The sequence below is a fragment of the Streptomyces sp. NBC_01092 genome (assembly GCF_045039535.1).
Lineage (GTDB): Bacteria > Actinomycetota > Actinomycetes > Streptomycetales > Streptomycetaceae > Streptomyces.
On record NZ_CP108659.1, the window covers coordinates 3,022,201 to 3,047,708 of the forward strand.

A 25,508-nucleotide genomic window follows, 5' to 3' on the forward strand; every position below is an offset into this window, starting at 1 on the left:
CCCGGGTCCGGTTTCCCAACTCAGGGGTTCGAACCCTGGGCCCGGACGCCCGCCCCTGCCTCACGGCCTTCATTCGATGGACTCCCTGATGCGCTCGGCCCCGCGCAGGCGCGCCGGTGCCGCGCGCCGGTTCTCGGCGACCTCTTCCTCCGTGGGAAGTTCGGCACCGCGCGTCAGCAGCTTGAGCCGGGGCTGGTACTGCTCGGGGACGACGGGCAGACCGGGCGGGGCGGTGTTGGCGGCACCGGCCGCGAACACCTGCTTGACCAGCCGGTCCTCCAGCGAGTGGTACGACAGGACGGCGATCCGCCCGCCGACACCGAGGGTCTCCACGGCGGCCGGGATCGCCCGCTCCAGGACGGAGAGCTCACCGTTGACCTCGATGCGCAGCGCCTGGAAGGTGCGCTTGGCCGGGTTCCCGCCGGTGCGCTTGGCGGCCTGCGGCAGGGCGTCCCGAATCAGCTCCACGAGCCGGGCGCTGTTGCTGAACGGCTCCTTCGCGCGCTCGCGCACGACGGCGGCCACGATCCGCTTGGCCTGCTTCTCCTCGCCGTAGGCGCGCAGGATCCGTACGAGCTCGCCGGGCGGGTAGGTGTTGAGGACCTCGGCGGCGCTGATGCCGGTCGTCTGGTCCATGCGCATGTCGAGGGGGGCGTCCTGGGCGTAGGCGAAGCCGCGGTCGGCCTCGTCGAGCTGCATGGAGGAGACGCCGAGGTCGAACAGGACGCCCTGCACACGCGCGATGCCGAGCCTGGCCAGCACGTCCGGGAGCTCGTCGTAGACGGCGTGCACGAGGGTCGCGCGCTCGCCGTAGGGGGCGAGCCGCTCGCCGGACAGGCGCAGGGCCTCCTTGTCGCGGTCGAGGGCGACCAGGTGGGCCTCGGGGAACTGCGTCAGGAGGGCCTCGCTGTGGCCGCCGAGGCCGAGGGTGCAGTCGACGACCACCGCTCCCGGCGCCCGAAGGGCGGGGGCCAACAGGTCCAGGCACCGCTGGAGCATCACCGGGACGTGTCGACTCTGACTCAAGGGGCCCTCTCTGATCCGGCCCGTACGCACCGCCGGGTCCCCACCCTCCCCCAGCTTGCTGGGGACCCCCAGTGAAGGGGAGGCCTGCCGGCGCCAAAAGCGTCAGCCGGCCGGGAGCGGGAGGAGGCCGAGCCGTACGTACGCGCCGCGCACGCGGGGAGAGCTCCGGAAGAATCGCCGGTGTCTCCGGGGAAAACAGTCCAGCAGGGAGTCTCGACTCCCGCTTCGCGTCACTTTAGTCCACGGTGTCGTGCGGTCAATCAACCGGCCTGCGCGTCGCCGCTTCGGGTTCCGCCGAAGTCGCACGGCCGGAAAAATGGCTCGTATGGAGGCACTCACACCACCCTTGTGGGTTAGCTCACAACAAGCCGCGATGGCGTTCTTTTGTCCGCTCTCACAACAGGACCGTTGCGGACGTGACCAGTAACGTCATGGGTATGACGACTTCTGCATCGGTTCCCACCGGCCCCGACAGTGCGATAACCCGCCGCGGCACGGTCACCGACCGTCTCGTCGACGCCAACGGGCACTACGCCGCCGCCTTCAGCGACCCGGGCATGGATGCCCGCCCGGTCCTGCACGTCGCCGTCGTGGCCTGCATGGACGCCCGCCTCGACCTGCACGCCGCGCTGGGTCTGGAGCTCGGCGACTGCCACACCATCCGCAACGCGGGCGGGGTCGTCACGGACGATGTGATCCGTTCGCTCACGATCAGCCAGCGCAAGCTCGGCACCCGCAGCGTCGTCCTGATCCACCACACGGGCTGCGGTCTGGAGAGCATCACCGAGGACTTCCGGGGCGAGCTGGAGCTGGAGGTCGGCCAGCGCCCCGCCTGGGCCGTGGAGGCGTTCCGCGACGTCGACCAGGACGTACGGCAGTCGATGCAGCGCGTGCGCACCTCGCCGTTCATGCTGCACACCGACGATGTCCGGGGCTTCGTCTTCGACGTGAAGACGGGTCGGCTGCGCGAGATCGACCCCGCGTAACCGCCTCGGTGCACTCCGTGCGACGGTCGGCGTGGACGCAGTGCCGCGGACGCCGTGTGACCCTCGCACGGACCCCGCGTAACCAGCCGCGGCGCCTGTCGTTCCGCTGTCAATTTGTGCTCGGGCGTGCCCAAAAGGCCGTAAGACCCGACATAACGCAGGCAGTTGTCCACAGGCGAGTGACACGAATCGGTAACGGCAGCAAGAATGCGGGTGTGACAACACGCGGAGCACTTCACGCGTGGTGTCCGTGTTCCAGGGGTGGGCCGGTCCGCGCATCGCGTCGGCCCGGAAAGAACGGGCCGAGGAGGGCCGGGTGACGACCTATGACGATCGAGCGAGCCTCACTGATCTGACCGCCACTGTGGAGCGTGTCCGCGACGCGGTGGAAGGAGTGATCGAGGGCAAGCCCGAGGTCGTACGGCTTTCGCTGACCGTACTGCTCGCAGAGGGACATCTACTGATCGAGGACGTTCCGGGCGTGGGCAAGACGATGCTGGCGAAGACGCTGGCGCGGTCCATCGACTGTTCGGTGCGACGTATCCAGTTCACGCCGGACCTGCTGCCGTCGGACATCACGGGTGTGTCCATCTGGGACCAGCAGCGCAAGGACTTCGAGTTCAAGCCCGGGGCGATCTTCGCCCAGATCGTGATCGGCGACGAGATCAACCGCGCCTCGCCGAAGACGCAGTCCGCGCTCCTGGAGTCCATGGAGGAGCGCCAGGTCACGATCGACGGGCAGACCTACGAGCTGCCGAGCCCCTTCATGGTGGTGGCCACGCAGAACCCGGTCGAGATGGAGGGCACCTATCCGCTGCCCGAGGCCCAGCGCGACCGCTTCATGGCCCGCGTCTCCGTCGGCTACCCCAGCATGGAGGCCGAGCTGCAGATGCTGGACGTGCACGGCGGCGTCTCCCCGCTGGAGGACCTGCAGCCGGTGGCACACGCGCACGACATCGTGAAGCTGATCGACGCCGTGCGCGGCGTCCATGTCGCCGATCCGGTCCGGCGGTACGCGGTGGAGCTGGTCTCGGCCACGCGCACCCACCCCGACCTCAGACTCGGCGCCTCTCCGCGCGCCACGCTGCATCTGCTGCGCGCGGCGAAGGCGTCGGCGGCGCTCAGCGGCCGGGAGTACGCGCTGCCGGACGACGTGCAGGCCCTCGCCGTGGCCGTCCTGGCCCACCGCCTGCTGCCCACCGCACAGGCCCAGCTCAACCGGCGCACCTCCGAGCAGGTCGTCCAGGAGATCCTCCAGCGCACCCCGGTGCCCGCCGCGCCGCAGCAGCAGCACGGCTTCGGTGGCCTGGGCCGCGGCACTCCGTCGTACGGCCAGCAGCCGCCACGGAGGCTGTGATGACCTCCGGCAGTACGGGCCAGGCCGAGGCGGATCGCGGCGACCAGAGCGGGATCCGCACGGCACTGGCCGGTCTGACCACGCGCGGCCGCTCCTTCCTGGCCGCCGGCGTCGCGGCCGCCGTCTGCGCCTACGTCCTCGGCCAGAGCGACCTGCTGCGCGTCGGACTGCTGCTCGCGGTGCTCCCGCTGGTCTGCGCAATGGTGCTGTACCGCACCCGCTACCGCGTCTCGGGCAGCCGCAGGCTCTCCCCCGCGCGCGTGCCCGCAGGCAGCGAGGCCCGTGTGCACCTGCGGATGGACAACGTCTCCCGGCTGCCCACCGGCCTGCTCATGCTCCAGGACCGGGTGCCGTACGTCCTCGGCCCGCGCCCCCGCTTCGTGCTGGACCGGGTCGAGCCGGGCGGCCGCCGCGAGGTGTCCTACCGGGTGCGCTCCGACCTGCGCGGCCGCTATCCGCTGGGCCCGCTGCAGCTGCGCCTGAGCGACCCGTTCGGCATGTGCGAGCTGACCCGCTCCTTCTCGACGTACGACACCCTCACGGTCATCCCGCGCGTGGAGCCGCTGCCGCCGGTGCGCTTCAGCGGGGAGGCGAAGGGGTACGGCGACGGCCGGCACCGCTCGCTGGCGCTGGCCGGCGAGGACGACGTGATCCCGCGCGGCTACCGCTACGGCGACGACCTGCGCCGCGTCCACTGGCGCTCCACCGCGCGCTACGGCGAGCTGATGGTGCGCCGCGAGGAGCAGCCGCAGCGCTCGCGCTGCACGGTGCTGCTGGACACCCGTGGCCCGGCCTTCCAGGGCTCGGGCCCGGACTCGGCCTTCGAGTGGGCCGTGTCGGGCGCGGCGTCCGCGCTGGTCCACATGCTGGAGCGGGGCTTCTCCGTGCGGCTGCTGACCGACACCGGCAGCTCGGTGCCCGGCGAGGGCGCCGACGGGTTCGCGGGCGCGAGCCAGGAGTCCGCGGACGCGGCCGGGCTGATGATGGACACCCTCGCGGTGATCGACCACTCCGACGGTACGGGTCTGTCGCGGGCGTACGACGTGCTGCGCGGCGGCAACGAGGGGCTGCTGGTCGCCTTCTTCGGCGACCTCGACGAGGAGCAGGCGGCGGTGGCCGCGAAGATGCGCCAGCGCAGCGGGGGCGCGGTCGCCTTCGTGCTGGACAGCGGGACCTGGGTGCGGGAACCCACCGATGTGCCCGGCGCGTTGGACAGGAGCGAGGAGCGGCTGCGGATGCTGCGGGAGGCGGGCTGGACGGCCCTGAGCGTGCCGCGGGGCGCTCCGCTGAACGAGCTGTGGCGCCAGGCGGACCGGGCGCGTACGGACGCCGCCGCGGGCGGTGGCGTGTTCGGCAAGGGGGGAGCGGCATGAGCGGGCGGACACGGATGGCGCTGTGCGCCGCGGCGGCCACGCTGATGGCCGCGTGCGCCCTGCTGCCGCTGGTCTCCCCGGTCACGTGGCTGTTCCAGGCGATCTTCCTGCTGGCGATCCAGACGGGCGTGGGCATGGCGACCCGGCGGGTGCCGCTGGCCCGGCCCCTGACGGTGGCCGCGCAGGTCCTGGTCGCGCTGATGCTGCTGACCCTGACCTTCGCCAACCAGCAGGCGATCATCGGGGTGATCCCCGGGCCGGAGGCTTTCGCTCACTTCGCCGACCTGTTGCAGACCGGCACGGACGACGTCGGCCGGTACTCGATCCCGGCGCCGCTGTCGGACGGCATCCGGCTGATGCTCATCGGCGGCGTGCTGATCATAGGTCTGGCGGTGGACACCCTCGCGGTGACGTTCCGCAGTGCCGCGCCGGCCGGGCTGCCCCTGCTGGCGCTGTACTCCGTGGCCGCGGGGCTGTCCGAGGGCGGCGCGGACTGGCTGTGGTTCCTGGTGGCCGCCGCGGGCTATCTGATGCTGCTCCTGGCCGAGGGCCGTGACCGGCTCTCGCAGTGGGGCCGGGTCTTCGGCGGGGCGCCCCGGACGCCGGGCGGCGACCCGAGCGGCGCGGTGGCACCGGTCCGCTCCGGCCGGCGCATCGGCATGGTCGCGCTGGGCATCGCCCTGGTGGTTCCGCTGGCGCTGCCCGCGATGAACGGCGGCCTGCTGGACGCCGCGGGCACCGGCGTGGGCTCCGGCAGCGGGAGCGGCGGCACGATCTCCGCGGTGAACCCGCTGGTGTCGCTGCGCGACAGTCTGAACGTGGACGAGGACCGCGAGGTCCTGTCCGTGAAGACCAACACCTCCGACATGTCGAACATGTACCTGCGGATCGTCTCCCTGGACGACTTCGACGGCACCACATGGCAGCCGTCCAAGCGCAGCATCGAGGCCGTGCCGGACAAGCTCCCCACCCCCTTCGGCCTGGGCGCCGACGTCCGCCGCGCGGAGGTGGAGACGACCATCTCGGCCGCGGACTGGTACGCCCAGAACTGGTTGCCGATGCCGTACCCGCCGAGCGGCGTGGACATCAGCGGCAACTGGCGCTACGAACCGCTCGGCATGACGGTCGTCGGCGACCGCCGCCAGACCACGCGCGGGGTGACGTACACCGTGCGCAGCCTCGACGTGCAGCCGACGGCGGGGCAGCTCGCGGGCGCCCCGGAGCCGCCGGCCGCGCTGAAGCGCGAGTTCACCAAGCTGCCGGACTCGCTGCCCGGGGTGGTCGGCCGGACCGCGCGCCAGGTCACCGAGGGGGCGACCAGCCACTACGAGCAGGCGGTCAAGCTCCAGGAGTACTTCTCCATCACGGGCGGCTACCAGTACGACACCAACGTGAAGGTGGGCAGCGGCCCGGGGGCCATCGCCCGCTTCCTGCGGGACAAGCAGGGGTTCTGCGTCCACTTCTCCTTCGCGATGGCGGCGATGGCCCGCTCGCTGGACATACCGGCCCGGGTCGCGGTGGGCTTCGCGCCCGGTACCCCGCAGGGTGACAACTCCATCTCCGTGGGGCTGAAGGACGCACACGCATGGCCCGAGCTGTACTTCGAGGGCGTGGGCTGGACCCGCTTCGAGCCGACGCCGACCCGTGGTTCGGTGCCGTCGTACACCCAGTCGGACACCCCCGGCTCCACGCTCCCGGACGTGGCGCGGCCCTCGCAGTCGGCGAGCACGGGCCCGTCCGCCACTCCCTCGACCAGCGAGAGCTGCGCGGGGCAGAACCCGGAGCTGTGCGCGAGCGAGTCGCCGGAGGCCGCGGTGGCCGTCGGCGGCTCAGGCCCGCCTTGGTACGTCCTGCTGGCGTGGGCTCTCGGCGGGGCGACGGCGCTGCTGATCCCGCTGGCGCCGATGCTGTGGCGGCTACGGACGAGAGCGGTACGGCTGGGAGCGCATGGCCGCACCGAGGCGGACATACCGCTGCACACCTTGTCGGTCTGGCAGGAACTGGCGGACACGGCCTGGGACTTCGGGATTCCCCCGGACGACTCCCAGACCCCGCGCAAGTCGGCCGCCCGCATCGTCCGTCTGGGCCAACTCGACCCGCCGGCCGCGGCCTCGGTCCACCGAGTCGCCGACGCGGTGGAACAGGTCCTCTACGCCCCGACGCCGCGCCCGACGGCCGGCCTCGCGGAGGACGTCCGGCGCGTGCAGGCCGACCTGCGGTCCAGGGCCAAGTGGACGACGAACCTACGCGCTGCGCTGGCCCCACGCTCCAGCGTGCGGGTGGTCTGGGCGGTGTCGGACTGGTGGATCAGCGTCAAGCGCCGCGCGACGGCGGCCCGACCCACCTGGCGGCGGCCGTCCGCGCCGGGGCAGCAGGGGTGAGGGTTCGCGAGGGCTGAGGGGATGTGACGGCGCCGGGCAGGAGAGGCGCCGCACTCCTCGCGGGCCGGGCCCGCCCGCGCGTCTCCGGCCGGGCCCGCTCCCGGATCTCCGGTGTGGGAGGACATGCGTCAGGGGGTGACCACCGGTCGGTGGTCACCCCCTGACGCATGTCCGGGAGCTGCCTGGCAACTCGTCGAGCTAGTGGCCGCCCTGTTCGTCACGGCGGCGCTGCCAACGCTGTTCGATGCGGTCCATCATGGAGCGCTTCTGACGTGGCTGACGGCGGGCCTGCGTACCGCCGGCGGGCTGTTCGCCCGGCTTGGGGGCCTTGCGCCAGCCGGTCACCGCGAGTACCGCACAACCCAGCATGACGAGGAAGCCCACCACGCTGAGCCACACCTGCTTGGCGACCATTCCAGCCATGAGGAGCGCGATACCTACGAGGAAGCCCGCGACCGCCTGGTAGACCCGTCGCCGGGTGTACGTACGCAGCCCGCTTCCCTCAAGCGCTGTCGCGAACTTGGGATCTTCGGCGTACAGCGCTCGCTCCATTTGCTCGAGCATTCGCTGCTCGTGCTCCGAGAGCGGCACGGAGTCCTCCTCATCGTGCAGTCGCCGGGGCGACCCGGGGGGTCCCTTCAGGATAGGCAGGGAATCGCCCCCGTGAAACCCGCCCCTCTACGCCAATTGGCCAACCGGGCTCCGGCATGGACATCCCGGCTCGCTGAGATCTTCATTCCCCAGCGGCCGACCCGTCATGCCGGAACGGTCTCCCTCGATCATACGGCGCTGAGCGCGCGATCGGGTGGCCTGTGGCGTACTCCATGTGCCGCCAAGTCCCTGATCAAGGCGCACCCTGGCGGTCCGCTCAGACCTCGGCTCAGGCCTGCGAGGTCTCCCTCGTCTCGCCCAGCACATGGAGCTGCGTGGCCACCGAGTGGAACGCGGACAGCTCGGCCGCCGCCTCCTCCAGCTTCAGCAGCGCCTCCAGCGCCCCGGGCTCGGTGTCCACCAGCACGCCGGGGACCAGGTCGGCGAAGACCCGCACTCCGTGCACGGCACCGACCCTGAGCCCGGCCCGCTCGACGAGCTCGGTGAGCTGCTCGGCGGTGAAACGGCGCGGCATGGGATCACCCTTGCCCCAACGGCCGTCCGGGTCCTCAAGGGCCTGCTTGGCCTCCTTGAAGTGGCCGGCGAGGGCGCGCGCCAGCACGGCACCGCCCAGACCGGCGGCGAGCAGGCTGAGGACGCCCTCGGAGCGCAGGGCCGCCACCGCGTTGCGGACGCCCTCGGCGGGGTCGTCGACGTACTCCAGGACGCCGTGGCAGAGCACGATGTCGTACCCTGCGCGCTCCACCACGTCGAACAGGCCGTGGGCGTCTCCCTGCACGCCCTTCACCCGGTCGGCGACCTCGGCCTCGGCGGCGCGCCGCTCCAGGGCGAACAGCGCGTTCGGGCTGGGGTCGACCACGGTGACGCGGTGGCCGAGGCGGGCCAGGGGCACGGCGAAGTTGCCGCTGCCGCCGCCGGTGTCGAGGACGTCCAGCGCCTGGCGACCCGTGGCCTTCACCCGGCGGTCCAGGGCGTCCTGGAGGACCTCCCAGACCACGGCGGTACGGAGAGAGGCGCGGGGGCGCATCGGGTCCGGCACGGCAGTTGACTCCTCGGCGCGGCACCGCCGCTTGCACGGCGGAGCGAACGGGCTGCCTCCCCCGGCCCGGATCAGGGGGTGGGAAGGCTTCAGGCGCCCTCCACCCTATTGCCTACGACACCCGGTCCGGCCATCGCGGTGCCGCGCGACACCGCCCGTCTCGCACGACGGACGGCCGAGCGGCGACTGCTCCGGTGAGGCCGCCGGGCCGTCAGCCCGCGTCCGGCATGTCGTCCCTCTCCCGGTGCGCCCCGCCCACCTCCTCCCGGTCCGCGTCCGTGCGCGGTTGGGGCAGGACCGGCTGGAGTACCAGCATTCGCTCGACGAGGCGCAGGAACATCGCCACGTCGCGTATCAGGTCGTCGGCGTCCCGGCGGCTGGCCGCGCCCTGGATGCCCGCCTCGGCGCGGGCGCGGCGCCGCGCACCCGAGGCGAACAGGGCGCTCCACTCGGTGAGTTCGGGCACGATCTCGGGGAGCACTTCCCAGGCGCTCCGTATGCGGGCCCGCCGCCTGGTAGTGGGCTCCGGGCGGCCCCGCGCCGCGAGCACGGCGGCGGCGGTGCGCAGGGCGGCGAGGTGGGCTGTTGCGTAGCGCTCGTTCGGGGTTTCGAGGACGGCGGCCTCGTCCAGTCCGGCACGGGCCTGGGCGAGCAGGTCGAGGGCGGCGGGCGGGGCCGTGGCCCGGCGGAGCACAGGGTGCACGTCGCTCGCCGGGCCGGTCAGTGAGGGGGCAGGGCCGGTGGCGCGGCGCCGGTGGGCGGCGGCTGCGTGGTAGCTGGCCATGACGAACCTCCTGTCGTCGTTGTAACGGCATGCCCGATACGGGCTGCCGTATGTGCCCATCGTGAGGTATGGCACTGACAATCCGTTCTGACCTGGGGTTTTGCTTCGAGCGACAGTTCGGACTAACTTTTGCACTGACCAGTCAGTTCAAATTGAGGGGGCAGGGATGGGGGGAACCGTGGCCGGAGTCGGCGTCACGGCCCTGGGGCTCGGGCTCAAGGGGCCCCGCGGATGGGCGTTCCGCGGGGTCTCGTTCGAGGCGGAGCCCGGCTCGCTGATCACGATCGAGGGACCGTCCGGCACCGGCCGTACGTGTCTGCTGCTGGCGCTCACCGGGCGGATGAAGCCCACCGAGGGCACCGCGACCGTGGGCGGGGCGGCGCTGCCCAAGCGCATGGCGGTGGTGCGGCACTTCAGCGCCCTGGCCCACGTTCCGGGTGTGACCGACCTGGACCCGGCCCTGACCGTCGCCGAGCACCTGAACGAACGGGCGCTGCTCCAGCGGCGGTTCGGCGATTCCCTGCGGGGGCTGCTGCGCCCGCGTGCCGAGCGGCGGACCGAGGCACGGCTGCGGATCGACGCCGCGCTCGAGGCCGCGGGTCTCGACCGGGACTCCCTGCCCAAGGGCTCCCGCACGGCCGTACGCGATCTGGAGCGTCTGGAGGCTCTGCGGCTGTCCCTCGCGCTGGCGCTGATCGGGCGCCCGCGGCTGCTCGGCGTCGACGACACCGACCTCAAGCTCTCGGATGCCGAACGGGCCGAGGTCTGGGCGCTGTTGAAGTCCGTGGCCGAGACCGGGACCACGGTCGTGGCGGTGTGCAGCGAGGCCCCCGAAGGCACGGTCAAGGTCTCCACCGAGGCGACCGACGAGCCGTCAGCCGTGGTGCGGTCGCAGGAGACCGACGAGCCGTCAGCCGCCCGGGAATCGCAGGAAACCGACGGAAAGGAGGCCGCCGATGCGCTCGCCGAGGCTGGCCGCGCTTGAGCTGAGGCGCTTCGGCCGGGGGAAGCTGCCGCGTGCGGCCCTGGTCGCGCTGCTGGTGCTGCCCCTGCTGTACGGCGCCCTGTACCTGTGGTCGTTCTGGGACCCGTACGGCCGTCTCGACAAGATCCCCGTGGCGCTCGTGAACGACGACAAGGGGGCGGCCGTCGAGGGGAAGAAGCTGTCGGCCGGCGACGACATCACCAAGGGGCTGCGCGAGAGCGACGTCTTCGACTGGCGCGAGGTCAGCGCGGCCGAGGCCACGAAGGGCGTCGAGGACGGGACCTACTACCTGTCGCTGACCATGCCGGCCGACTTCAGCGAGCGGATCGCCTCCAGCGCGGGCGCCTCGCCGGAGACGGGCGCCCTCCAGGTGCGTACGAACGACGCGAACAACTACATCGTCGGGCAGATCTCGCGGACGGTCTTCAGCGAGGTGCGCGAGGCGGCGTCCACGAAGGCGTCGCGGTCGTTCCTGGACCGGATCTTCGTGTCGTTCTCCGACATCCACGGCGCCACGGTCAAGGCCGCGAACGGCGCCGACCGGCTCGAAGGCGGCATCGGGAAGGCGGAGAAGGGCTCCAAGGACCTCGCCGACGGACTGAAGGACGCCAAGGCGGGCAGCGGCAAGCTGTCCAGCGGCCTGAAGAAGCTCAACAAGGGCGCGGGTGATCTGGAGGACGGCTCCAGGCGGGTCGCGCAGGGCACGCAGACGCTGGCCGACCGGGTCAACGGAGTCGACGAGAAGATCGGCCCGTTCCTGAAGGACAACGAGAAGACCATCGGGGACACCGCCCAGCTGGTCGCCGACTCCTCCGGAGCGATCCGCAACAACCTCGACGACCTGGTGGAGCGCGCTCCGGCCGCCGCCAGGGGCGCCCATACGGCGTCCGACGCGCTGAACCTCATTTACAAGGCACGCTGCGAGGACCCCGTACTGCCCGACCCGGCGTGCTCCGACCTGAAGAAGGCGAAGCAGTCGGCCGCGGACGTGGCGACGATCGCCGACGACCTCAACACGCTGATCGCCGACCAGGACGGGGACCTGAAGAAGCTCGACAAGCACCTCGCCACCCTCCAGAAGCAGGCCCAGGCGCTCGCCGACCGCGCGCCCCGCCTCTCCGAGGACCTCGACGACGCCGTCACCCGGATCAACAAGCTGAACCAGGGCGCCACGAAGGTCGCCGCAGGTGCCAAGAAGCTGCACTCGGGGCTCGGCGACGCCAAGGGCGGCGCGGCCGACCTGGACAGCGGCGTGGGCGAGCTGAAGACCGGCGCGTACGACCTCAACGGCGGCATCTACAAGCTCGTCGACGGCTCCGGGAAGCTCTCGGACGGGCTGCACGACGGTGCGGGGCGCATCCCGGACTACGACAAGAAGGACCGCGACCAGCGCACCGAGGTCATGGCCGACCCGGTCCAGCTCCTCTCCAACGATCTGCACAAGGCGCCCAACTACGGCACCGGGTTCGCCCCGTACTTCATCCCGCTGTCCCTGTGGGTGGGCGCGATGGTGGCGTACATGCTGATCGCGCCGATGAACCGGCGCGCGCTCGCCGCGGGCGCCCCGGCGTGGCGGATCGCGCTGGCCGGCTGGCTGCCCGTGGTGGCGATCGGGGTGCTGCAGACCATCGCCCTGATGTCCGTGCTGCACTGGGCGATCGGGCTCCAGATGGCGCGCGCGGCCGGCACGGTGGGTTTCCTGTTCCTCGTGACGGCGTGCTTCGCGGCGATCGTGCAGTGGCTGAACGCCCGCTTCGGGGCGGCCGGCCGGATCCTCGTCCTGGCCCTGCTGATGCTCCAGTTGACGTCCGCGGGCGGCACCTACCCCGTCCAGACCAGTCCGGGCTTCTTCAACGCGCTGCACCCCTTCCTGCCGATGAGCTACATCGTCGAGGCCCTCAGGAGGCTGATCACCGGCGGCGGCCTGGAACCGGTGTGGCACGCGTGCGTGGTGCTCGTCGCCTTCACCGCGGGGGCCCTCGCCCTGACCGCGCTGTCGGCCCGCCGCCGTCAGGTGTGGACGCTCGACCGGCTGCACCCGGAGCTGAGCCTGTGAGCGCGCGCGGGACAATCAGCCCCATGGAAAGCAGCAGCGCCGCGTCGGGCGGCAGCACGCGCCGTGAGGCCACCCGGCAAAAGCTCTACGAGGCGGCCGTCACGCTCATCGCCGAGCAGGGCTTCTCCGCCACCACGGTCGATGAGATCGCCGAGCGGGCCGGGGTGGCGAAGGGCACGGTCTACTACAACTTCGCCAGCAAGTCGGTCCTCTTCGAGGAGCTGTTGCGGCACGGAGTGGGCCTCCTCACCGCCTCGCTGCGGGAGGCCGCCGAGCAGACCGCCAGGGAAGGCGGCGGCAAGGTGGACGCCCTGGACGCGATGATCCACGCGGGGCTGGTCTTCATCGACCGCTACCCGTCCTTCACGCAGTTGTACGTCGCCGAGCTGTGGCGCACGAACAGGGCCTGGCAGTCCACGCTGATGGTGGTCCGCCAGCAGGCCGTGGCGGTCGTCGAGGGTGTGCTGCGCGAGGGCGTGGAGAGCGGCGAGTTCAGCGAGGAGATCGACATCCAGCTGACCGCCGCCGCGTTGGTCGGCATGGTCCTGGTGGCCGCGCTGGACTGGCAGTCCTTCCAGCCGGAGCGCTCCCTGGACGACGTACACGCGGCGCTGTCCCGGCTGTTGCAGGGCCGGGTGAGCGGGCGCCGCTGAAGCAGCGGTCGGAAGGCGTACACGAAAGCGCCGGTCCGAGTGTGGCCGCGTCCCCCGCGGGCCATGCTCGAACCGGCGCCCTCTCGTGCTCCCCCGTTCCCCCGTACTCCCCCGTGTCCCCCTGGACCCCCGTCCGGTCGTTCCCCCGGGTCCCCCGGTCTCACTCCCGCCGACACCAGGCCGGCGGAAGGAGCGGATCCGGGGACGCTCCGTTCCGGCGCCCCGTGTCGCCGGTGCCGGAGCCGCTCCCCTTCTCCGTGGCTCCACTCTCTCGTTCACGCAGGTCGTGGCCCATCCGCGCGCGTACTCATCTCGTCGGCTAGGTACGGGTACTCAGAGCTGCGCACTCATCCCCAGGACCCGGTGTTGCCGAGTGGTTACGATCGCCCCCGTGTCTGTACTCCCTTTGGTGTTCACAAGCGGCTGGGCCAGCGGAATCAACGCCTACGCCGTCGTACTGCTGCTCGGCATATTCGGCGCGACGGGGCTGAGCGACGAGGTGCCCGAGGCACTGCAGCGGCCCGACGTCCTGATAGCGGCCGGCGTGCTGTTCCTCATCGAGGCCGTCGCCGACAAGATCCCGTACGTCGACACCGCGTGGGACTCGGTGCACACCGTGATCCGGCCGGTGTCGGGCGCGGTCGTCGCGGCGCTGCTCGCCGGGCAGAGCGGGTCGGTGCCGGAGCTGGCGGCCGGCGCGGTCGGCGGTTCCACGGCGTTGCTGAGCCACCTGGTCAAGGCCGGGACGCGGATGGCGGTCAACACCTCGCCCGAGCCGTTCACCAACGTCGTGGTGAGCCTCGCCGAGGATCTCGGCGTCGCCGCGGTCATCACCTTCGCGATCTTCCACCCCGTAGCGGCGGCCTCCGTCGCGGGCGCCCTGTTGCTCGCCGGGCTGTTCCTGCTCTACTTCCTGGTCTCGCGGATCCGTCGCTTCCTGCGGCGCAGGGCCGAGCGGCGGGCGGAGAAACGGCTCGCGCAGGCGGTGACCCAGCGCGGCGGCTGAGTCGTCTCCCCAGGTCAGTGGGCCGTTGTCAGTGGCGGCCGATAAAGTCCCTGGCATGGCAAGGATTGCGGTGATCGGCGCCGGGATGGGCGCGATGGCGGCGGCTGCCCGGCTCGCCGTCGCGGGCCACCGGGTGGCGGTGTACGAGCGTTCGCAGACGTACGGCGGAGCGGTGCGCCGCGTCGAGCGTGACGGCTTCGCCTTCGACACGGGACCGGGGCTGCTCCCGCTCCCCGCCGTGTACCGCGACCTGTTCGTCAAGACCGGCAAGGAGCCGCTGGAGGCGTGCGTCGAGCTGGTCCAGGTCGACCCGTCCGCGCGGCACGTCTTCGCGGACGGCACCGAGGTGTCCCTGCCGAACGCCTCACGCGGGGGAGTGGTGACCGCCCTGGACGAGGCGCTGGGCGCCGGAGCGGGCGGGCGCTGGGGCGACTTCCTGGTCCGTGCCCGCGAGGCCTGGGACCGCACGCGCAGACCGCTCCTGGAGGAGCCCCTGTGGCCGAACTGGCAGGTGCTGGCCGAGCGCGAGCCCTACCCGTCGGTCCCGCACAAGCGCCTCCTGCGCACCCGCCGGGCCGCCACCCTCGCCGAGGTCGGTGCCTGGGAGCTGCGCGACCCCCGGCTGGTCGCCCTGCTGGAGAGCCACGCGCTGGCGTACGGCCTGGACCCGCGCGAGACGCCGGCGAACGGGGCGGTGCTGCCGTACATGGAGCATGCCTTCGGGACCTGGTATGTGCGCGGCGGCATACGGGAGTTGGCGCGGGCCGTGTACGAGCGGTGCGTGGCCAGGAAGGTCGAGTTCCACTTCGGTGCGGAAGTCACCGGGATCCTGGAGAAGGACGGCCGGGCGGCGGGGCTGGAGCTGGCCGACGGGCCGGTGGTGGAGGCCGACTTCGTGGTCTGCGGGGTCGCTCCGGAGGTGCTGGACGGCCTCATGCGGGGAGCGGCGGTGCGTGGCGAGGGCGAGGTGGCGCCCCAGCGCCGGGCGGCGAGTCGGCTGACGGTGCTGCTGGCGTTGCGCGGTGGCCGGCCTCAGGGCACGGCGCACCGCACGGTGGTGCACACGCAGGACCGCGAGACCGAGCTGGACGCCCTGTTCGGTGCCGCCGGGGGCATGGCCACGCGGCCCACCGTCACCGTCCTGCGGCCCGACGACCCGGCGCTGGTTCCGGACGCCGGCCATGAGGCGATCTCGCTCACGTCGACGGTGCCGGCGCACCCCGACCGGGGCCGGGCGCAGGAGGAGCTCTTCGAGCGGCACGCGGACGATGTGATCGCCGTGGCCGAGAGGGCGGTGCCGGATCTGCGCGACCGCCTCCTGTGGCACCAGGTGCGCACCCCGGCCGACATCGCGGAGGCGACCGGCGCGGCCGGCGGAGCGGTTCCGGCTCCGGCGCTGGCCGCGGCCGAGGGGCGTCTGCTGCACGCGTCGAACAGCACGGCCGTGTCCGGCCTGTTCACCGTCGGCGGCTGGTCCCACCCCGGCGGCGGCCTTCCGCACGCCGGCATGTCGGGTGCGCTGGTGGCCGGGCTGATCGTGGAGGGGCCGGAGTTCCAGGGCTCGCAGTGATCGCCGGGTAGCGCCGGCTCACCCGGGGGTCAGAAACGGTACTGCTCGTCGTACCCCTGCCCCTGCTGCTGGCCGTTGCCCTGGTACGGGTACTGCTGCTGCTCCGGCGGGAGTTCGCCGCCGTATGCCTCGTCGGTGCGCTGCTGCGGGACGTAGACGCCGCCGGACGGGGTCTCGCCGTAGGTGCCGGTGGCGTATTGGTCCTGGGCGTAGCCCTGCTGGCCGTACTGCTGCTGGCCGTAGGCGTCGTACGAGGCGCCGCCGTAGGTCTGCTGGGCGCCGATGTACGGGTCGGAGTAGGCGGCGTACTGCTGCTGGCCGTTCGGGTCGTAGCCGTACTGCTGCTGGTCGTAACCGGAGTAGCCGTCGTAGCCGTAGCCCTGGTCGGCCGTCGCGTACTGGTCCTGGGGCTGCTGGCCCGCAGCGGCGTAGTTCTGGTCGGCGGCGGCGTAGGCGGGGTCGTTGTATATGCCGTACGAGCCGGTGTCGTCCGGCAGGGGCTGCGGTTCGTAGACGGCGCTCGCGTGCGCGGCCGTGGGCTGTCCGCGGGTGGGCGTGAAGACGTCGTCGCGGTCGTAGTCGTCGCCGTAACCGGCGCCGCCCTGGCCGTAGGCGCCTTCGTTGCCCGCGAATCCGCCCTCGGACGCCTCCAGGTCGGAGACCTCCAGGGTCGGCTCCTGGTGTTCCGGCTCGTCGCGGCGGCGCTTGTTGGCCAGGGGGCCCAGGGCCGGCGCGGAGACCGCCCAGCCGGCCGAGAAGCCGCGGCGGAACGACAGCGTGACGTAGGTCTGGCCGATCGCGAAGGCGGCCGCGCCCAGACCGATGACGATCACGGACGGGATCAGCACCCCGACCACGACGCCGAGGAACCCGACGAAGGCGAGCAGCCGCCAGCGCAGCCGCGCCTTGTACTGCAGCAGCACCTCGCCGAGCAGCCACAGCGCGACGATGCCGAACGCGATGTAGAGGACCGTCCAGCCCATGTACGCCCCTCTCCCAGTGGCCGCCTACGCAGTGTGACGTATGTCAGGACGGCCGGTCTAGGCCTGCGGTGGCTGGTGCAGGCCCAGGTTTTCGTGAATTTCCAAGGTAGCCGTGGAGTTGTTGAGCGTAATGAAGTGCAGTCCGGGCACTCCCTCGGCCAGCAGCCGTGCGCAGAACTCCGTGGCGAACTCGATGCCAATGGAGCGTACAGCCGCAGGATCGTCCTTTGCTGTGAGGATCCGCTCTTTCAGGGCGGCCGGGAAGCCGGCGTTGGTGAGGGAGGGGATCCGCTCCAGGGTCCTCGCGCTGGCGATCGGCATGATCTCCGGGATGATCGGGGTGTCGCAGCCGGCGGCCGAGACGCGGTCGCGAAGGCGCAGGTAGTCCTCCGGATCGAAGAACATCTGCGTGATCGCGTAGTCCGCGCCGGCACGGCATTTGTCGACGAAGTGACGGACGTCGGTCTCCCAGTCGGCGGAGCGCGGGTGCATCGCGGGGAAGGCCGCGACACCCACGCAGAAATCGCCGGACGCCTTGATCAGTTCCACGAGCTCGGCGGCGTAGGCGAGGCCCTGCGGGTGCGGCACCCACTCGCCGAGCGGGTCGCCGGGCGGGTCGCCGCGCAGCGCCAGCATGTTGCGGATCCCGGCGTCGGCGTACTGGCCGATGATGTTGCGCAGGTCGGCCACCGAGTGGTCGACGGCGGTGAGGTGGGCGATCGGCGTGAGCGTGGTGTCCGAGGCGATGGCCTCGGTGGCCTTGACCGTGCCGGCGCGGGTGGAGCCACCCGCGCCGTAGGTCACGGAGACGAAGTCGGGTCCGACGGCCTCGACCCGGCGCAGCGCGTTCCACAGGTTCCGCTCGCCCTTCGGGGTCTTGGGGGCGTAGAACTCGAAGGAATACGTCGTCTTACCGGTCGCGAGCATCTCGCGCACGGTACGAGCGTGGTCCGACCTGATGGATGCGGTGCCGAGGGCCATACTCGCAGGTTAGCCAGGGGGCACCGGTCCCCCAACCGGGCGTCAGACATTTGCCCGATTTGTCGGCTTGTTGTCCACGCCTTGGACAAACAACGGCCGAACAGAGCCCCAAGTCCGCGGGAAGACACTGCCGCGCCGACCACAGGCTGAGACGCCACCCCGCATGGACCGAAGGACGGCCGGTGGACGGCCGGAAAGGCGAACCGCCCGAGCCGCCCTACACCTGCCGCAGCCGCTTGGCGAACTCCGCCGCCGCGGCGGCCGGGTCGTCGGCCTCCGTGATCGCCCGTACGACGACGACACGGCGGGCGCCCGCCTCCAGCACCTGGTCGAGGTTGCCGAGGTCGATGCCGCCGATGGCGAACCAGGGGCGGTCGGTGCCGAGGCCGGCGGTGTGGCGGACCAGGTCGAGGCCGGGGGCGTGGCGGCCGGGCTTGGTGGGGGTGGGCCAGCAGGGGCCGGTGCAGAAGTAGTCCACGCCCTGCTCGGCTGCGGCCGCGTAGGCCTCGGAGTCGGCGTGCGTGGAGCGGCCGATCAGGACGTCGTCGCCGAGGATCGCGCGGGCGGCGGGCACCGGGAGGTCGCCCTGGCCGAGGTGCAGGACGTCGGCGCCGGCGGCGTGGGCCACGTCGGCCCGGTCATTGACGGCGAGGAGCTTGCCGTGCCGGGCGCAGGCGTCGGCGAAGACCTTCAGGTGCTCCAGTTCCTCGGCTGCCTCCATGCCCTTGTCCCGCAGCTGAACGATATCGACGCCACCGGCCAGGGCGGCGTCCAGGAACTCCGCGAGATCACCCTGCCGCTTGCGGGCGTCGGTGCAGAGGTAGAGCCGGGCGTCGGCGAGCTGACTGCGGGCGCTGCTCGCGGTGACGGTGTCGGACATACGGTGCCCCCTGTGATCGGGTTGCCGGGCGGGTGAGGTCGGGCGGGCTTGTCGCTCCCCCAAGCTCTCAACTTCGTTCGAGCAGGGAGGTACCCCCCTTCGCGGCGGAGCCGCAGATCGATACGGCCCCGCGCCCCTGGGGGCGCTGCCGAACCGCAGTCGACTTCGCCAGGTCCGCCCAGGGCACGGTAGCCGGTGCCGGACATCGGTACGGACACGGACAGGTCTTCCCGCCCCCGGACAGCCGGATCCGGCCCCCGGCCGCGACCGCGGTCACCCGCGGCCGTGGCCCGGAGCCCCGGCCCGTACGCCGGACGGTATTCGGATTCGCTTGTTTCGGATCAGACGGCGAGCGCCTGGGCGCGGCGCTTCACCTCCGTGCCGCGGTTCTCGCTGAGGGCCTGCGCGGGGGTGCCGGGCAGGCTCTCGTCGGGAGTGAAGAGCCACTCCAGCATCTCTTCGTCCGTGAAGCCGTCGTCCCGCAGCAGCGTCAGGGTCCCGGTCAGGCCCTTGACGACCTTCTGCTCGGCCCCGTCGATGAAGGCGGCGGGGACGTGCAGTGCGCGGTTCTCACCACGGCGTACGGCGATGAGCTGGCCGTCCTTGACCAGCTGCCGGACGCGGGTCACCTCGACATCGAGCATCTCTGCGATGTCGGGCAGGGTGAGCCAGGCGGGGACGAGAGCATCGATCTTTGTGTCAATCTCGGTCACGGAACAAGCCTGCCATCTGCCACTGACAGTCGGAAGTCAGGCCGGTCCACCTGGGAGGGGCGTCACCGCGACGCGCTACGCCGTCGCCGCCTTCAGCGGCCTCGCCGGGTCCGTCAGCAGCTCCGCGTTCATGAGCGTGCCCGACTCGATCAGCCGCCGCCCTTGCGCGAGGTCCCTCGGCCGGCCCACCGCCAACAGGGCGACGAGGCGCTCACCCCGCAGCCAGCAGACCGTCCAGGCCGGGCCGGACGGGTCGCCGCGCCACAGGGTCGTGTCGGCGGCGGCGTGGTGGCCGGCGTACTGGACGAAGCGGCCGAACTGCTCGGACCAGAAGTACGGCACGGGGTCGTAGACCGCGGAGGTCTGGCCGAGGATGTTGGCGGCAACCGTGCGCGGGCCCTGCAGGGCGTTGTCCCAGTGGTGGACCAGCAGACGCTCGCCGTAGCGCCCCGAGGGGAAGGAGGCGCAGTCGCCGACCGCATAGACGTCGGGCACGGACGTGCGCAGCCGGTCGTCGGCCACGACTTCGCCGTACGCGCCGAGCTCGACGCCCGAGCCGGCCAGCCAGGCCGTGGCGGGGCGGGCCCCGATGCCGACCACCACGGCGCCCGCGCGCAGCCGCGTGCCGTCGTCGAGGATCACCTCGCCGGGTTCGACGCGCTCCACGCGCGCGTGCGTGCGCAGCACCGTCCCGCTGTCCTCGTACCAGGCGGTCATCGGCGCGGTCACCTCCGCCGGCAGCGCCCCCGCGAGCGGGCGGTCGGCGGCCTCCACGACCGTCACCGCGCAGCCCGCCTCGCGCGCGGCCGTGGCGAACTCGGCGCCGATCCAGCCGGCCCCGACGACGACGATGTCGTGCTGGCGGGCGAGCACCGGCCGCAGCCGCTCGGCGTCGTCCAGGGTGCGCAGCAGATGCACGCCGGGAACGCCCTCGGCGCCCGGCAGCCGGATCGGTTCGGCGCCGGTGGCGAGCACGAGGACGTCGTACGGGACGGGCCCGGTCTCGGTGTCCAGTTCACGGTCGGCGACGCGCACGCCCAGCACCTCGCGGCCCAGCCGCAGGTCGATGCCGAGCGACTCGAAGTCGACGTCGAAGGCGGAGCCCTCGGCCTTGCCGAGCAGCACCGCCTTGGACAGGGGCGGCCGGTCGTACGGCTGGTGGGGTTCGGCGCCGATCAGGACGACGGTGCCGGTGAAGCCCTGTTCCCGAAGGGCGACCGCCGTCTGTACGCCGGCCATGCCGGCGCCGGCGACGACCACTGACCGCTGCGACTGCGTCGTCTGCTCGCTCACCTGATCACCATAGACAACTGACAATCAGTCAGTCAGGAGTCGTGCTCGGTGACCTGCTCCACAACGCTGGTGCCGCTGCCCGTCTGCGACTCCCACTCCCAGGTCTCCTCCAGCCGCACCCGCCCGTCGGCGAGCTCGACCACGCTCGACACGCAGTGGCCCGAGGACGTCGTCCCGTCCCGCTTCAGCTGCACGTACCGGAAGTCCAGCCGGTCGCCGTCCCGGGTGCCCACGAGATGCCCGCGCACGACGTCTCCGCCGGCGTACTCGGCCCAGATCTCGCCGTCCTTCTCGTGGTACGTGAACCGGGTGCGGGTACCCACCTGACCTGGGGCCTGGTCGGCGACGGGGGCCAGGACGAGACCGTCGAGCGAGCGGGCCATGGGGTGAGGCTCCCTTACTGAGACTTACGGCGGCGGGCTAGGGTGGCCAACGTAGAGCACTCGCGGGAGCCCGGACGCACCGGGCTGAGAGGGAGGCTGGCGGCCTCCGACCGTACGAACCTGATCCGGGTCATGCCGGCGAAGGGAGGGGCTGGACGCCCATGTCGCGTACGCGAACGTCAGACGTCCTCGTCATCGGGGGCGGAATCATCGGCCTGGTCACGGCGTGGCGGGCCGCGCAGCGCGGGTTCACGACGGCCGTCGTGGATCCCGAGCCGGGCGGCGGCGCCGCCCAGGTGGCCGCCGGCATGCTGGCCGCCGTCACGGAACTGCACTACGGCGAGCAGACCCTGCTGGGTCTGAACCTCGCCTCGGCCCGCCGCTACCCGGCCTTCGCGGCCGAGCTCACCGAACTGACCGGCCATGACCTCGGCTACCGCCAGTGCGGCACCCTCGCCGTCGCGATGGACGCCGACGACCGCGCCCATCTGCGCGAACTGCACGCCCTGCAGCGCCAGTCGGGGCTGGACTCCGAGTGGCTGTCGGGGCGGGAGTGCCGGCGCCTGGAGCCGATGCTCGCGCCGGGCGTGCGCGGCGGGCTGCGGGTGGACGGCGACCACCAGATCGACCCGCGCCGGCTGGCCGGGGCCCTGCTGGTCGCGTGCGAGCGGGCGGGCGTGGTCTTCCACCGCGGCTGGGCCGAGCGCGTCGACGTCGTACGGGACCGGGTCGCCGGTGTCACCACGACGGACGCCGCCGTGCTGGCCGCGGACCAGGTGGTCCTCGCGGCCGGCAGCCTCAGCGGGCGGCTGGCGGGCCTTCCCGACGACGTACTGCCGCCCGTGCGCCCCGTGAAGGGGCAGGTGCTGCGGCTGACCGTGCCGAAGAGATACGCGCCGTTCCTGAGCCGGACCGTGCGGGCCGTGGTGCGCGGCAGCCAGGTGTACCTGGTGCCGCGCGAGAGCGGGGAGCTGGTCGTCGGGGCGACGAGCGAGGAGCTGGGCTGGGACACGACGGTGACCGCGGGCGGGGTGTACGAGTTGCTGCGCGACGCCCACGAGTTGGTGCCGGGCATCACCGAACTGCCGCTCACGGAGACCCGGGCCGGTCTGCGCCCCGGCTCCCCCGACAACGCCCCGCTGCTCGGCCCGACCGAGCTGGCGGGGCTGTCGCTGGCCACCGGGCACTACCGCAACGGCGTGCTGCTCACGCCGGTCACCGGGGACGCCATGGCGCACGTCCTGGCCACCGGTGAACTTCCCGACGAGGCGCGCGCGTTCACGCCCAGGCGCTTCACTCCCGCCGCACTCACGGAGCAGCCCGCATGAGCGTCCAGGTCACCATCTCGGTCAACGGCGAGCGTCGGCGCGTCGAGCCCGGCACGGCTCTCGACACGCTCGTCCGGTCCGTCACCGCGGCGCCCTCCGGAGTGGCCGCCGCCCTCAACGAAACCGTCGTCCCGCGCACGCAGTGGCCGTCGACGCCCCTCTCCGAGGGAGACCGCGTCGAGGTCCTCACCGCCGTCCAAGGAGGCTGAACCATGGCCGACGATCCCTTTGTCATCGACGGTACGTCCTTCACGTCCCGGCTGATCATGGGCACGGGCGGAGCGCCCAGCCTGGATGTGCTGGAGCGGGCGCTGGTGGCCTCCGGGACGGAGCTGACGACGGTCGCGATGCGACGGGTGAACCCGTCGGTGCACGGCTCGGTGCTGTCCGTGCTGGAGAAGCTCGGGATCCGGGTGCTGCCGAACACGGCAGGGTGCTTCACGGCGGGAGAGGCCGTGCTGACGGCCCGCCTCGCGCGTGAGGCGCTCGGCACGGATCTGATCAAGCTGGAGGTCATCGCCGACGAGCGGACGCTGCTGCCGGATCCGATCGAGCTGCTGGACGCGGCGGAGACGCTGGTGGACGACGGTTTCACGGTGCTGCCGTACACGAACGACGACCCCGTGCTGGCACGGAAACTGGAGGACGCCGGCTGCGCCGCGATCATGCCGCTCGGCTCCCCCATCGGGTCGGGCCTCGGCATCCGCAATCCGCACAACTTCCAGCTGATCGTGGAGCACGCGCGCGTGCCGGTGATCCTGGACGCGGGCGCCGGTACGGCCTCGGACGCGGCGCTCGCGATGGAGCTGGGGTGCGCGGGCGTGATGCTCGCCTCGGCCGTGACGCGGGCGCAGGAGCCGGTGCTGATGGCCGACGCGATGCGGCACGCGGTGGAGGCGGGGCGGCTGGCGTACCGGGCGGGGCGGATCCCCCGGCGGCACTTCGCGGAGGCGTCGTCCCCCGCGGAGGGCATGGCGCGGCTGGATCCGGAACGGCCCGCGTTCTGAACGCATGTTCGACGAAGGCATTCGGCCAGTGAGGCGTCCGTCACAGGTCGGCTCCAGTCCCGCTCCGATCACGCCCGAACGGGCGGGGCTGTCGGTGTCGGCTCGTACACTCGCCTGCGTGGATACGACCCTTCAGGACCCTCTGGTCGGGCAGGTGCTCGACGGCCGGTATCGCGTGGACGCGCGGATCGCCGTCGGCGGGATGGCCACGGTCTACCGGGCCCTGGACACCCGCCTGGACCGCGTGCTCGCGCTCAAGGTGATGCACCCCGCGCTGGCGGTGGACGGGTCGTTCGTCGACCGGTTCATCCGAGAGGCGAAGTCCGTCGCCCGTCTGGCGCACCCGAACGTGGTGCAGGTCTTCGACCAGGGCACCGACGGGTCGTACGTCTATCTGGCCATGGAGTACGTCGCCGGCTGCACCCTGCGTGACGTGCTGCGCGAGCGCGGGGCGCTCCAGCCCCGGGCCGCCCTGGACATCCTGGAGCCGGTGCTCGCCGCGCTCGGCGCCGCGCACCGCGCCGGGTTCGTGCACCGGGACATGAAGCCCGAGAACGTGTTGATAGGGGACGACGGCCGGGTCAAGGTCGCCGACTTCGGGCTCGTGCGGTCCGTGGACACCGTGACCAGCACCACCGGCGCCGTGCTCGGCACCGTCTCCTATCTCGCCCCCGAGCAGATAGAGCAGCCCGGCACCGCCGACGCCCGCGTCGACGTGTACGCGTGCGGTGTCGTCCTGTACGAGATGCTCACCGGCGAGAAGCCGCACGACGGGGACTCCCCCGCCGTGGTGCTCTACAAGCACCTGCACGAGGACGTCCCGCCGCCCTCGGCGATCGCGCCGGGGCTGGCGTACGAGCTCGACGAGCTGGTCGCGGCGGCGACCGCGCGCTCCCCGCAGATCCGCCCGCACGACGCCGTGGCGCTGCTCGCGCAGGCCCGCGAGACGCGCGCCGCGCTGAGCGCGGACCAGCTGGACGCGGTGCCTCCGCAGGCGCTCTCGGCGGAGCACAGCAACACCGACGACCGTACGAGCGTGATCCCGCGCGCGCTGAACTCCCCCACGCTCGGCTCCGCTCGCGCGGGGGGACCCCCATCGCGGCCGCTGCCGGTGAACGGGGACGAGCCGGAGGCCGTCTTCAACCGGACCAGCCGGCTTCAGACCCCGCCGCCTCCGCCGCCCGGGCACCGCTCGCGCACCCGGCGCGCGCCCCGCGGCCCGATGGTGATCGTCGCCGCCGTCCTGCTGGCCCTCGGCCTCGGCGTCGGCATCTGGTACATCAACTCCGGCCAGTTCACCCAGGTCCCGCCGCTGCTGTCCAAGACCGAGGCGCAGGCCCGGGACCGGCTGGAGGAAGCCGGGCTCGAGGTCGGCAAGGTGGAGCGCGCCTACAGCGACACCGTCAAGCGCGGCACCGTCATCAGCACGGACCCGGACACGGGCGCCCGCATACGGCACAACGACTCCGTGAAGCTGGTCATCTCGGCCGGCCCGGAGACGGTGAAGGTGCCGGACGTCGAGGGCTACCCGCTGGCCAAGGCGAGGGCCGAGCTGAAGGAGAGCGGCCTCCAACCGGGCATGGTGACCCGGGAGTTCAACGACGACGTCACGAGGGGCTCCGTGCTCTCCACGGAACCCGGGACCGGCACCGAGGTCCGCTCCGGCTCCGCGATCAAGCTGTTCGTCAGCAAGGGCAGCCCGGTGGACGTCCCCGACGTCACCGGCGAGGACCCGGCCGACGCCAGGGCCGAGCTGGAGGAGGCCGGCCTGAAGGTGAAGATCGCCCCCGCGCGGGTCAACTCCGAGTTCGACGCCGGGCAGGTCGCCCAGCAGTCCCCGGCGGAGGGCAAGCAGGCCGCCGAGGGCGACACGGTGACGCTGACGCTGTCCAAGGGCCCCGAGATGATCGAGGTCCCGGACGTGGTCGGCGACAGCGTCGACGACGCCACGGCCGCGTTGGAGGCCGCCGGCTTCGAGGTCGACGAGGACCGCGGCCTGCTCGGGATCTTCGGCGACACGGTCAAGAAGCAGTCCGTCGACGGCGGGGAGACGGCACCCAAGGGGTCGACGATCACGATCACCATCCGTTGATCCATGGCGACGAGGGCGAC

23 protein-coding genes and 1 riboswitch are annotated in these 25,508 nt (G+C 72.1%); of the genes, 13 read left to right on the forward strand and 10 right to left on the reverse strand.

The window, feature by feature from the left end:
- Positions 1 to 69: 69 nt before the first annotated feature.
- Positions 70 to 1,026 carry a 16S rRNA (cytosine(1402)-N(4))-methyltransferase RsmH gene (rsmH, locus tag OG254_RS13505; RefSeq protein WP_351193692.1) on the reverse strand — a complete coding sequence of 319 codons (957 nt, stop codon included), beginning with the start codon at positions 1,024 to 1,026 and terminating at the stop codon, positions 70 to 72.
- A gap of 437 nt (positions 1,027 to 1,463) precedes the next feature.
- Between rsmH and OG254_RS13510 the strand changes: the two genes are divergently transcribed.
- From OG254_RS13510 to OG254_RS13525, 4 genes are all read left to right on the forward strand, one after another.
- Positions 1,464 to 2,012 carry a beta-class carbonic anhydrase gene (locus OG254_RS13510; protein WP_405581120.1) on the forward strand — a complete coding sequence of 183 codons (549 nt, stop codon included), beginning with the start codon at positions 1,464 to 1,466 and terminating at the stop codon, positions 2,010 to 2,012.
- Positions 2,013 to 2,328: 316 nt separating this feature from the next.
- Positions 2,329 to 3,369, forward strand: coding sequence for an AAA family ATPase (locus OG254_RS13515; RefSeq protein ID WP_405581123.1), 1,041 nt, complete (start codon positions 2,329 to 2,331; stop codon positions 3,367 to 3,369).
- Positions 3,369 to 4,742, forward strand: a complete 1,374-nt coding sequence (locus tag OG254_RS13520) for a DUF58 domain-containing protein (RefSeq protein WP_405581126.1) — start codon at positions 3,369 to 3,371, stop codon at positions 4,740 to 4,742. The genes OG254_RS13515 and OG254_RS13520 overlap by 1 nt, the downstream gene beginning before the upstream one ends.
- A complete protein-coding gene (locus OG254_RS13525; RefSeq protein WP_405581129.1) occupies positions 4,739 to 7,123 on the forward strand; it encodes a DUF3488 and DUF4129 domain-containing transglutaminase family protein in 2,385 nt (794 codons plus the stop codon). The genes OG254_RS13520 and OG254_RS13525 overlap by 4 nt, the downstream gene beginning before the upstream one ends.
- 198 nt (positions 7,124 to 7,321) lie before the next feature.
- Here the strand turns inward: OG254_RS13525 and OG254_RS13530 are convergent, their stop codons facing one another.
- The 3 genes from OG254_RS13530 to OG254_RS13540 form a co-directional block, all read right to left on the reverse strand.
- Entirely contained in the window at positions 7,322 to 7,714 is a 393-nt protein-coding gene (locus OG254_RS13530) for a DUF3040 domain-containing protein (RefSeq protein ID WP_351200021.1), read from the reverse strand.
- Positions 7,715 to 8,003: 289 nt separating this feature from the next.
- On the reverse strand, positions 8,004 to 8,774 hold the full coding sequence (locus OG254_RS13535) for a methyltransferase (protein ID WP_351200023.1): 771 nt from the start codon (positions 8,772 to 8,774) through the stop codon (positions 8,004 to 8,006).
- A 211-nt stretch (positions 8,775 to 8,985) separates the two neighbouring features.
- Positions 8,986 to 9,558 (reverse strand): SAV_6107 family HEPN domain-containing protein, encoded by a 573-nt coding sequence (locus OG254_RS13540; protein ID WP_405581133.1) that lies wholly within the window; start codon positions 9,556 to 9,558, stop codon positions 8,986 to 8,988.
- 166 nt (positions 9,559 to 9,724) lie between these two features.
- Between OG254_RS13540 and OG254_RS13545 the strand changes: the two genes are divergently transcribed.
- From OG254_RS13545 to OG254_RS13565, 5 genes are all read left to right on the forward strand, one after another.
- Positions 9,725 to 10,543 carry an ATP-binding cassette domain-containing protein gene (locus OG254_RS13545; protein ID WP_405581136.1) on the forward strand — a complete coding sequence of 273 codons (819 nt, stop codon included), beginning with the start codon at positions 9,725 to 9,727 and terminating at the stop codon, positions 10,541 to 10,543.
- Positions 10,515 to 12,599, forward strand: a complete 2,085-nt coding sequence (locus OG254_RS13550) for a YhgE/Pip family protein (RefSeq protein ID WP_405581139.1) — start codon at positions 10,515 to 10,517, stop codon at positions 12,597 to 12,599. The genes OG254_RS13545 and OG254_RS13550 overlap by 29 nt, the downstream gene beginning before the upstream one ends.
- Positions 12,600 to 12,622: 23 nt before the next feature.
- The gene (locus OG254_RS13555; RefSeq protein WP_405581141.1) at positions 12,623 to 13,252 is read left to right on the forward strand and encodes a TetR/AcrR family transcriptional regulator; all 630 of its coding nucleotides are present in this window, start codon (positions 12,623 to 12,625) and stop codon (positions 13,250 to 13,252) included.
- 391 nt (positions 13,253 to 13,643) lie between these two features.
- On the forward strand, positions 13,644 to 14,258 hold the full coding sequence (locus OG254_RS13560) for a DUF4126 domain-containing protein (protein ID WP_405581144.1): 615 nt from the start codon (positions 13,644 to 13,646) through the stop codon (positions 14,256 to 14,258).
- 55 nt (positions 14,259 to 14,313) lie between these two features.
- Positions 14,314 to 15,828, forward strand: a complete 1,515-nt coding sequence (locus OG254_RS13565) for a phytoene desaturase family protein (protein ID WP_405581147.1) — start codon at positions 14,314 to 14,316, stop codon at positions 15,826 to 15,828.
- Between the two features lie 29 nt (positions 15,829 to 15,857).
- Here OG254_RS13565 and OG254_RS13570 read toward each other — a convergent pair whose 3' ends face one another.
- From OG254_RS13570 to OG254_RS13595, 6 genes are all read right to left on the reverse strand, one after another.
- The gene (locus OG254_RS13570) at positions 15,858 to 16,811 is read right to left on the reverse strand and encodes a hypothetical protein (RefSeq protein ID WP_405581150.1); all 954 of its coding nucleotides are present in this window, start codon (positions 16,809 to 16,811) and stop codon (positions 15,858 to 15,860) included.
- A gap of 57 nt (positions 16,812 to 16,868) precedes the next feature.
- The gene (gene metF / locus OG254_RS13575; protein WP_351200041.1) at positions 16,869 to 17,792 is read right to left on the reverse strand and encodes a methylenetetrahydrofolate reductase [NAD(P)H]; all 924 of its coding nucleotides are present in this window, start codon (positions 17,790 to 17,792) and stop codon (positions 16,869 to 16,871) included.
- A 217-nt stretch (positions 17,793 to 18,009) separates the two neighbouring features.
- Positions 18,010 to 18,672, reverse strand: coding sequence for a thiamine phosphate synthase (gene thiE / locus OG254_RS13580; protein ID WP_405581153.1), 663 nt, complete (start codon positions 18,670 to 18,672; stop codon positions 18,010 to 18,012).
- A gap of 341 nt (positions 18,673 to 19,013) precedes the next feature.
- Entirely contained in the window at positions 19,014 to 19,385 is a 372-nt protein-coding gene (locus OG254_RS13585; RefSeq protein ID WP_351200045.1) for an Rv2175c family DNA-binding protein, read from the reverse strand.
- A gap of 75 nt (positions 19,386 to 19,460) precedes the next feature.
- Positions 19,461 to 20,678 (reverse strand): NAD(P)/FAD-dependent oxidoreductase, encoded by a 1,218-nt coding sequence (locus OG254_RS13590; protein ID WP_405581156.1) that lies wholly within the window; start codon positions 20,676 to 20,678, stop codon positions 19,461 to 19,463.
- 32 nt (positions 20,679 to 20,710) lie between these two features.
- On the reverse strand, positions 20,711 to 21,061 hold the full coding sequence (locus OG254_RS13595) for a hypothetical protein (protein WP_351200049.1): 351 nt from the start codon (positions 21,059 to 21,061) through the stop codon (positions 20,711 to 20,713).
- A gap of 52 nt (positions 21,062 to 21,113) precedes the next feature.
- A riboswitch (TPP riboswitch) is annotated at positions 21,114 to 21,225 on the forward strand.
- Here OG254_RS13595 and thiO point away from each other — a divergent pair.
- From thiO to pknB, 4 genes are all read left to right on the forward strand, one after another.
- The gene (gene thiO, locus OG254_RS13600; protein ID WP_405581159.1) at positions 21,223 to 22,389 is read left to right on the forward strand and encodes a glycine oxidase ThiO; all 1,167 of its coding nucleotides are present in this window, start codon (positions 21,223 to 21,225) and stop codon (positions 22,387 to 22,389) included. It overlaps the preceding riboswitch by 3 nt.
- A complete protein-coding gene (thiS, locus tag OG254_RS13605; protein ID WP_351200053.1) occupies positions 22,386 to 22,598 on the forward strand; it encodes a sulfur carrier protein ThiS in 213 nt (70 codons plus the stop codon). The genes thiO and thiS overlap by 4 nt, the downstream gene beginning before the upstream one ends.
- Before the next feature lie 3 nt (positions 22,599 to 22,601).
- A complete protein-coding gene (locus OG254_RS13610; protein WP_351200055.1) occupies positions 22,602 to 23,396 on the forward strand; it encodes a thiazole synthase in 795 nt (264 codons plus the stop codon).
- 118 nt (positions 23,397 to 23,514) lie between these two features.
- A complete protein-coding gene (pknB, locus tag OG254_RS13615; protein WP_405581163.1) occupies positions 23,515 to 25,488 on the forward strand; it encodes a Stk1 family PASTA domain-containing Ser/Thr kinase in 1,974 nt (657 codons plus the stop codon).
- Positions 25,489 to 25,508: the final 20 nt, after the last annotated feature.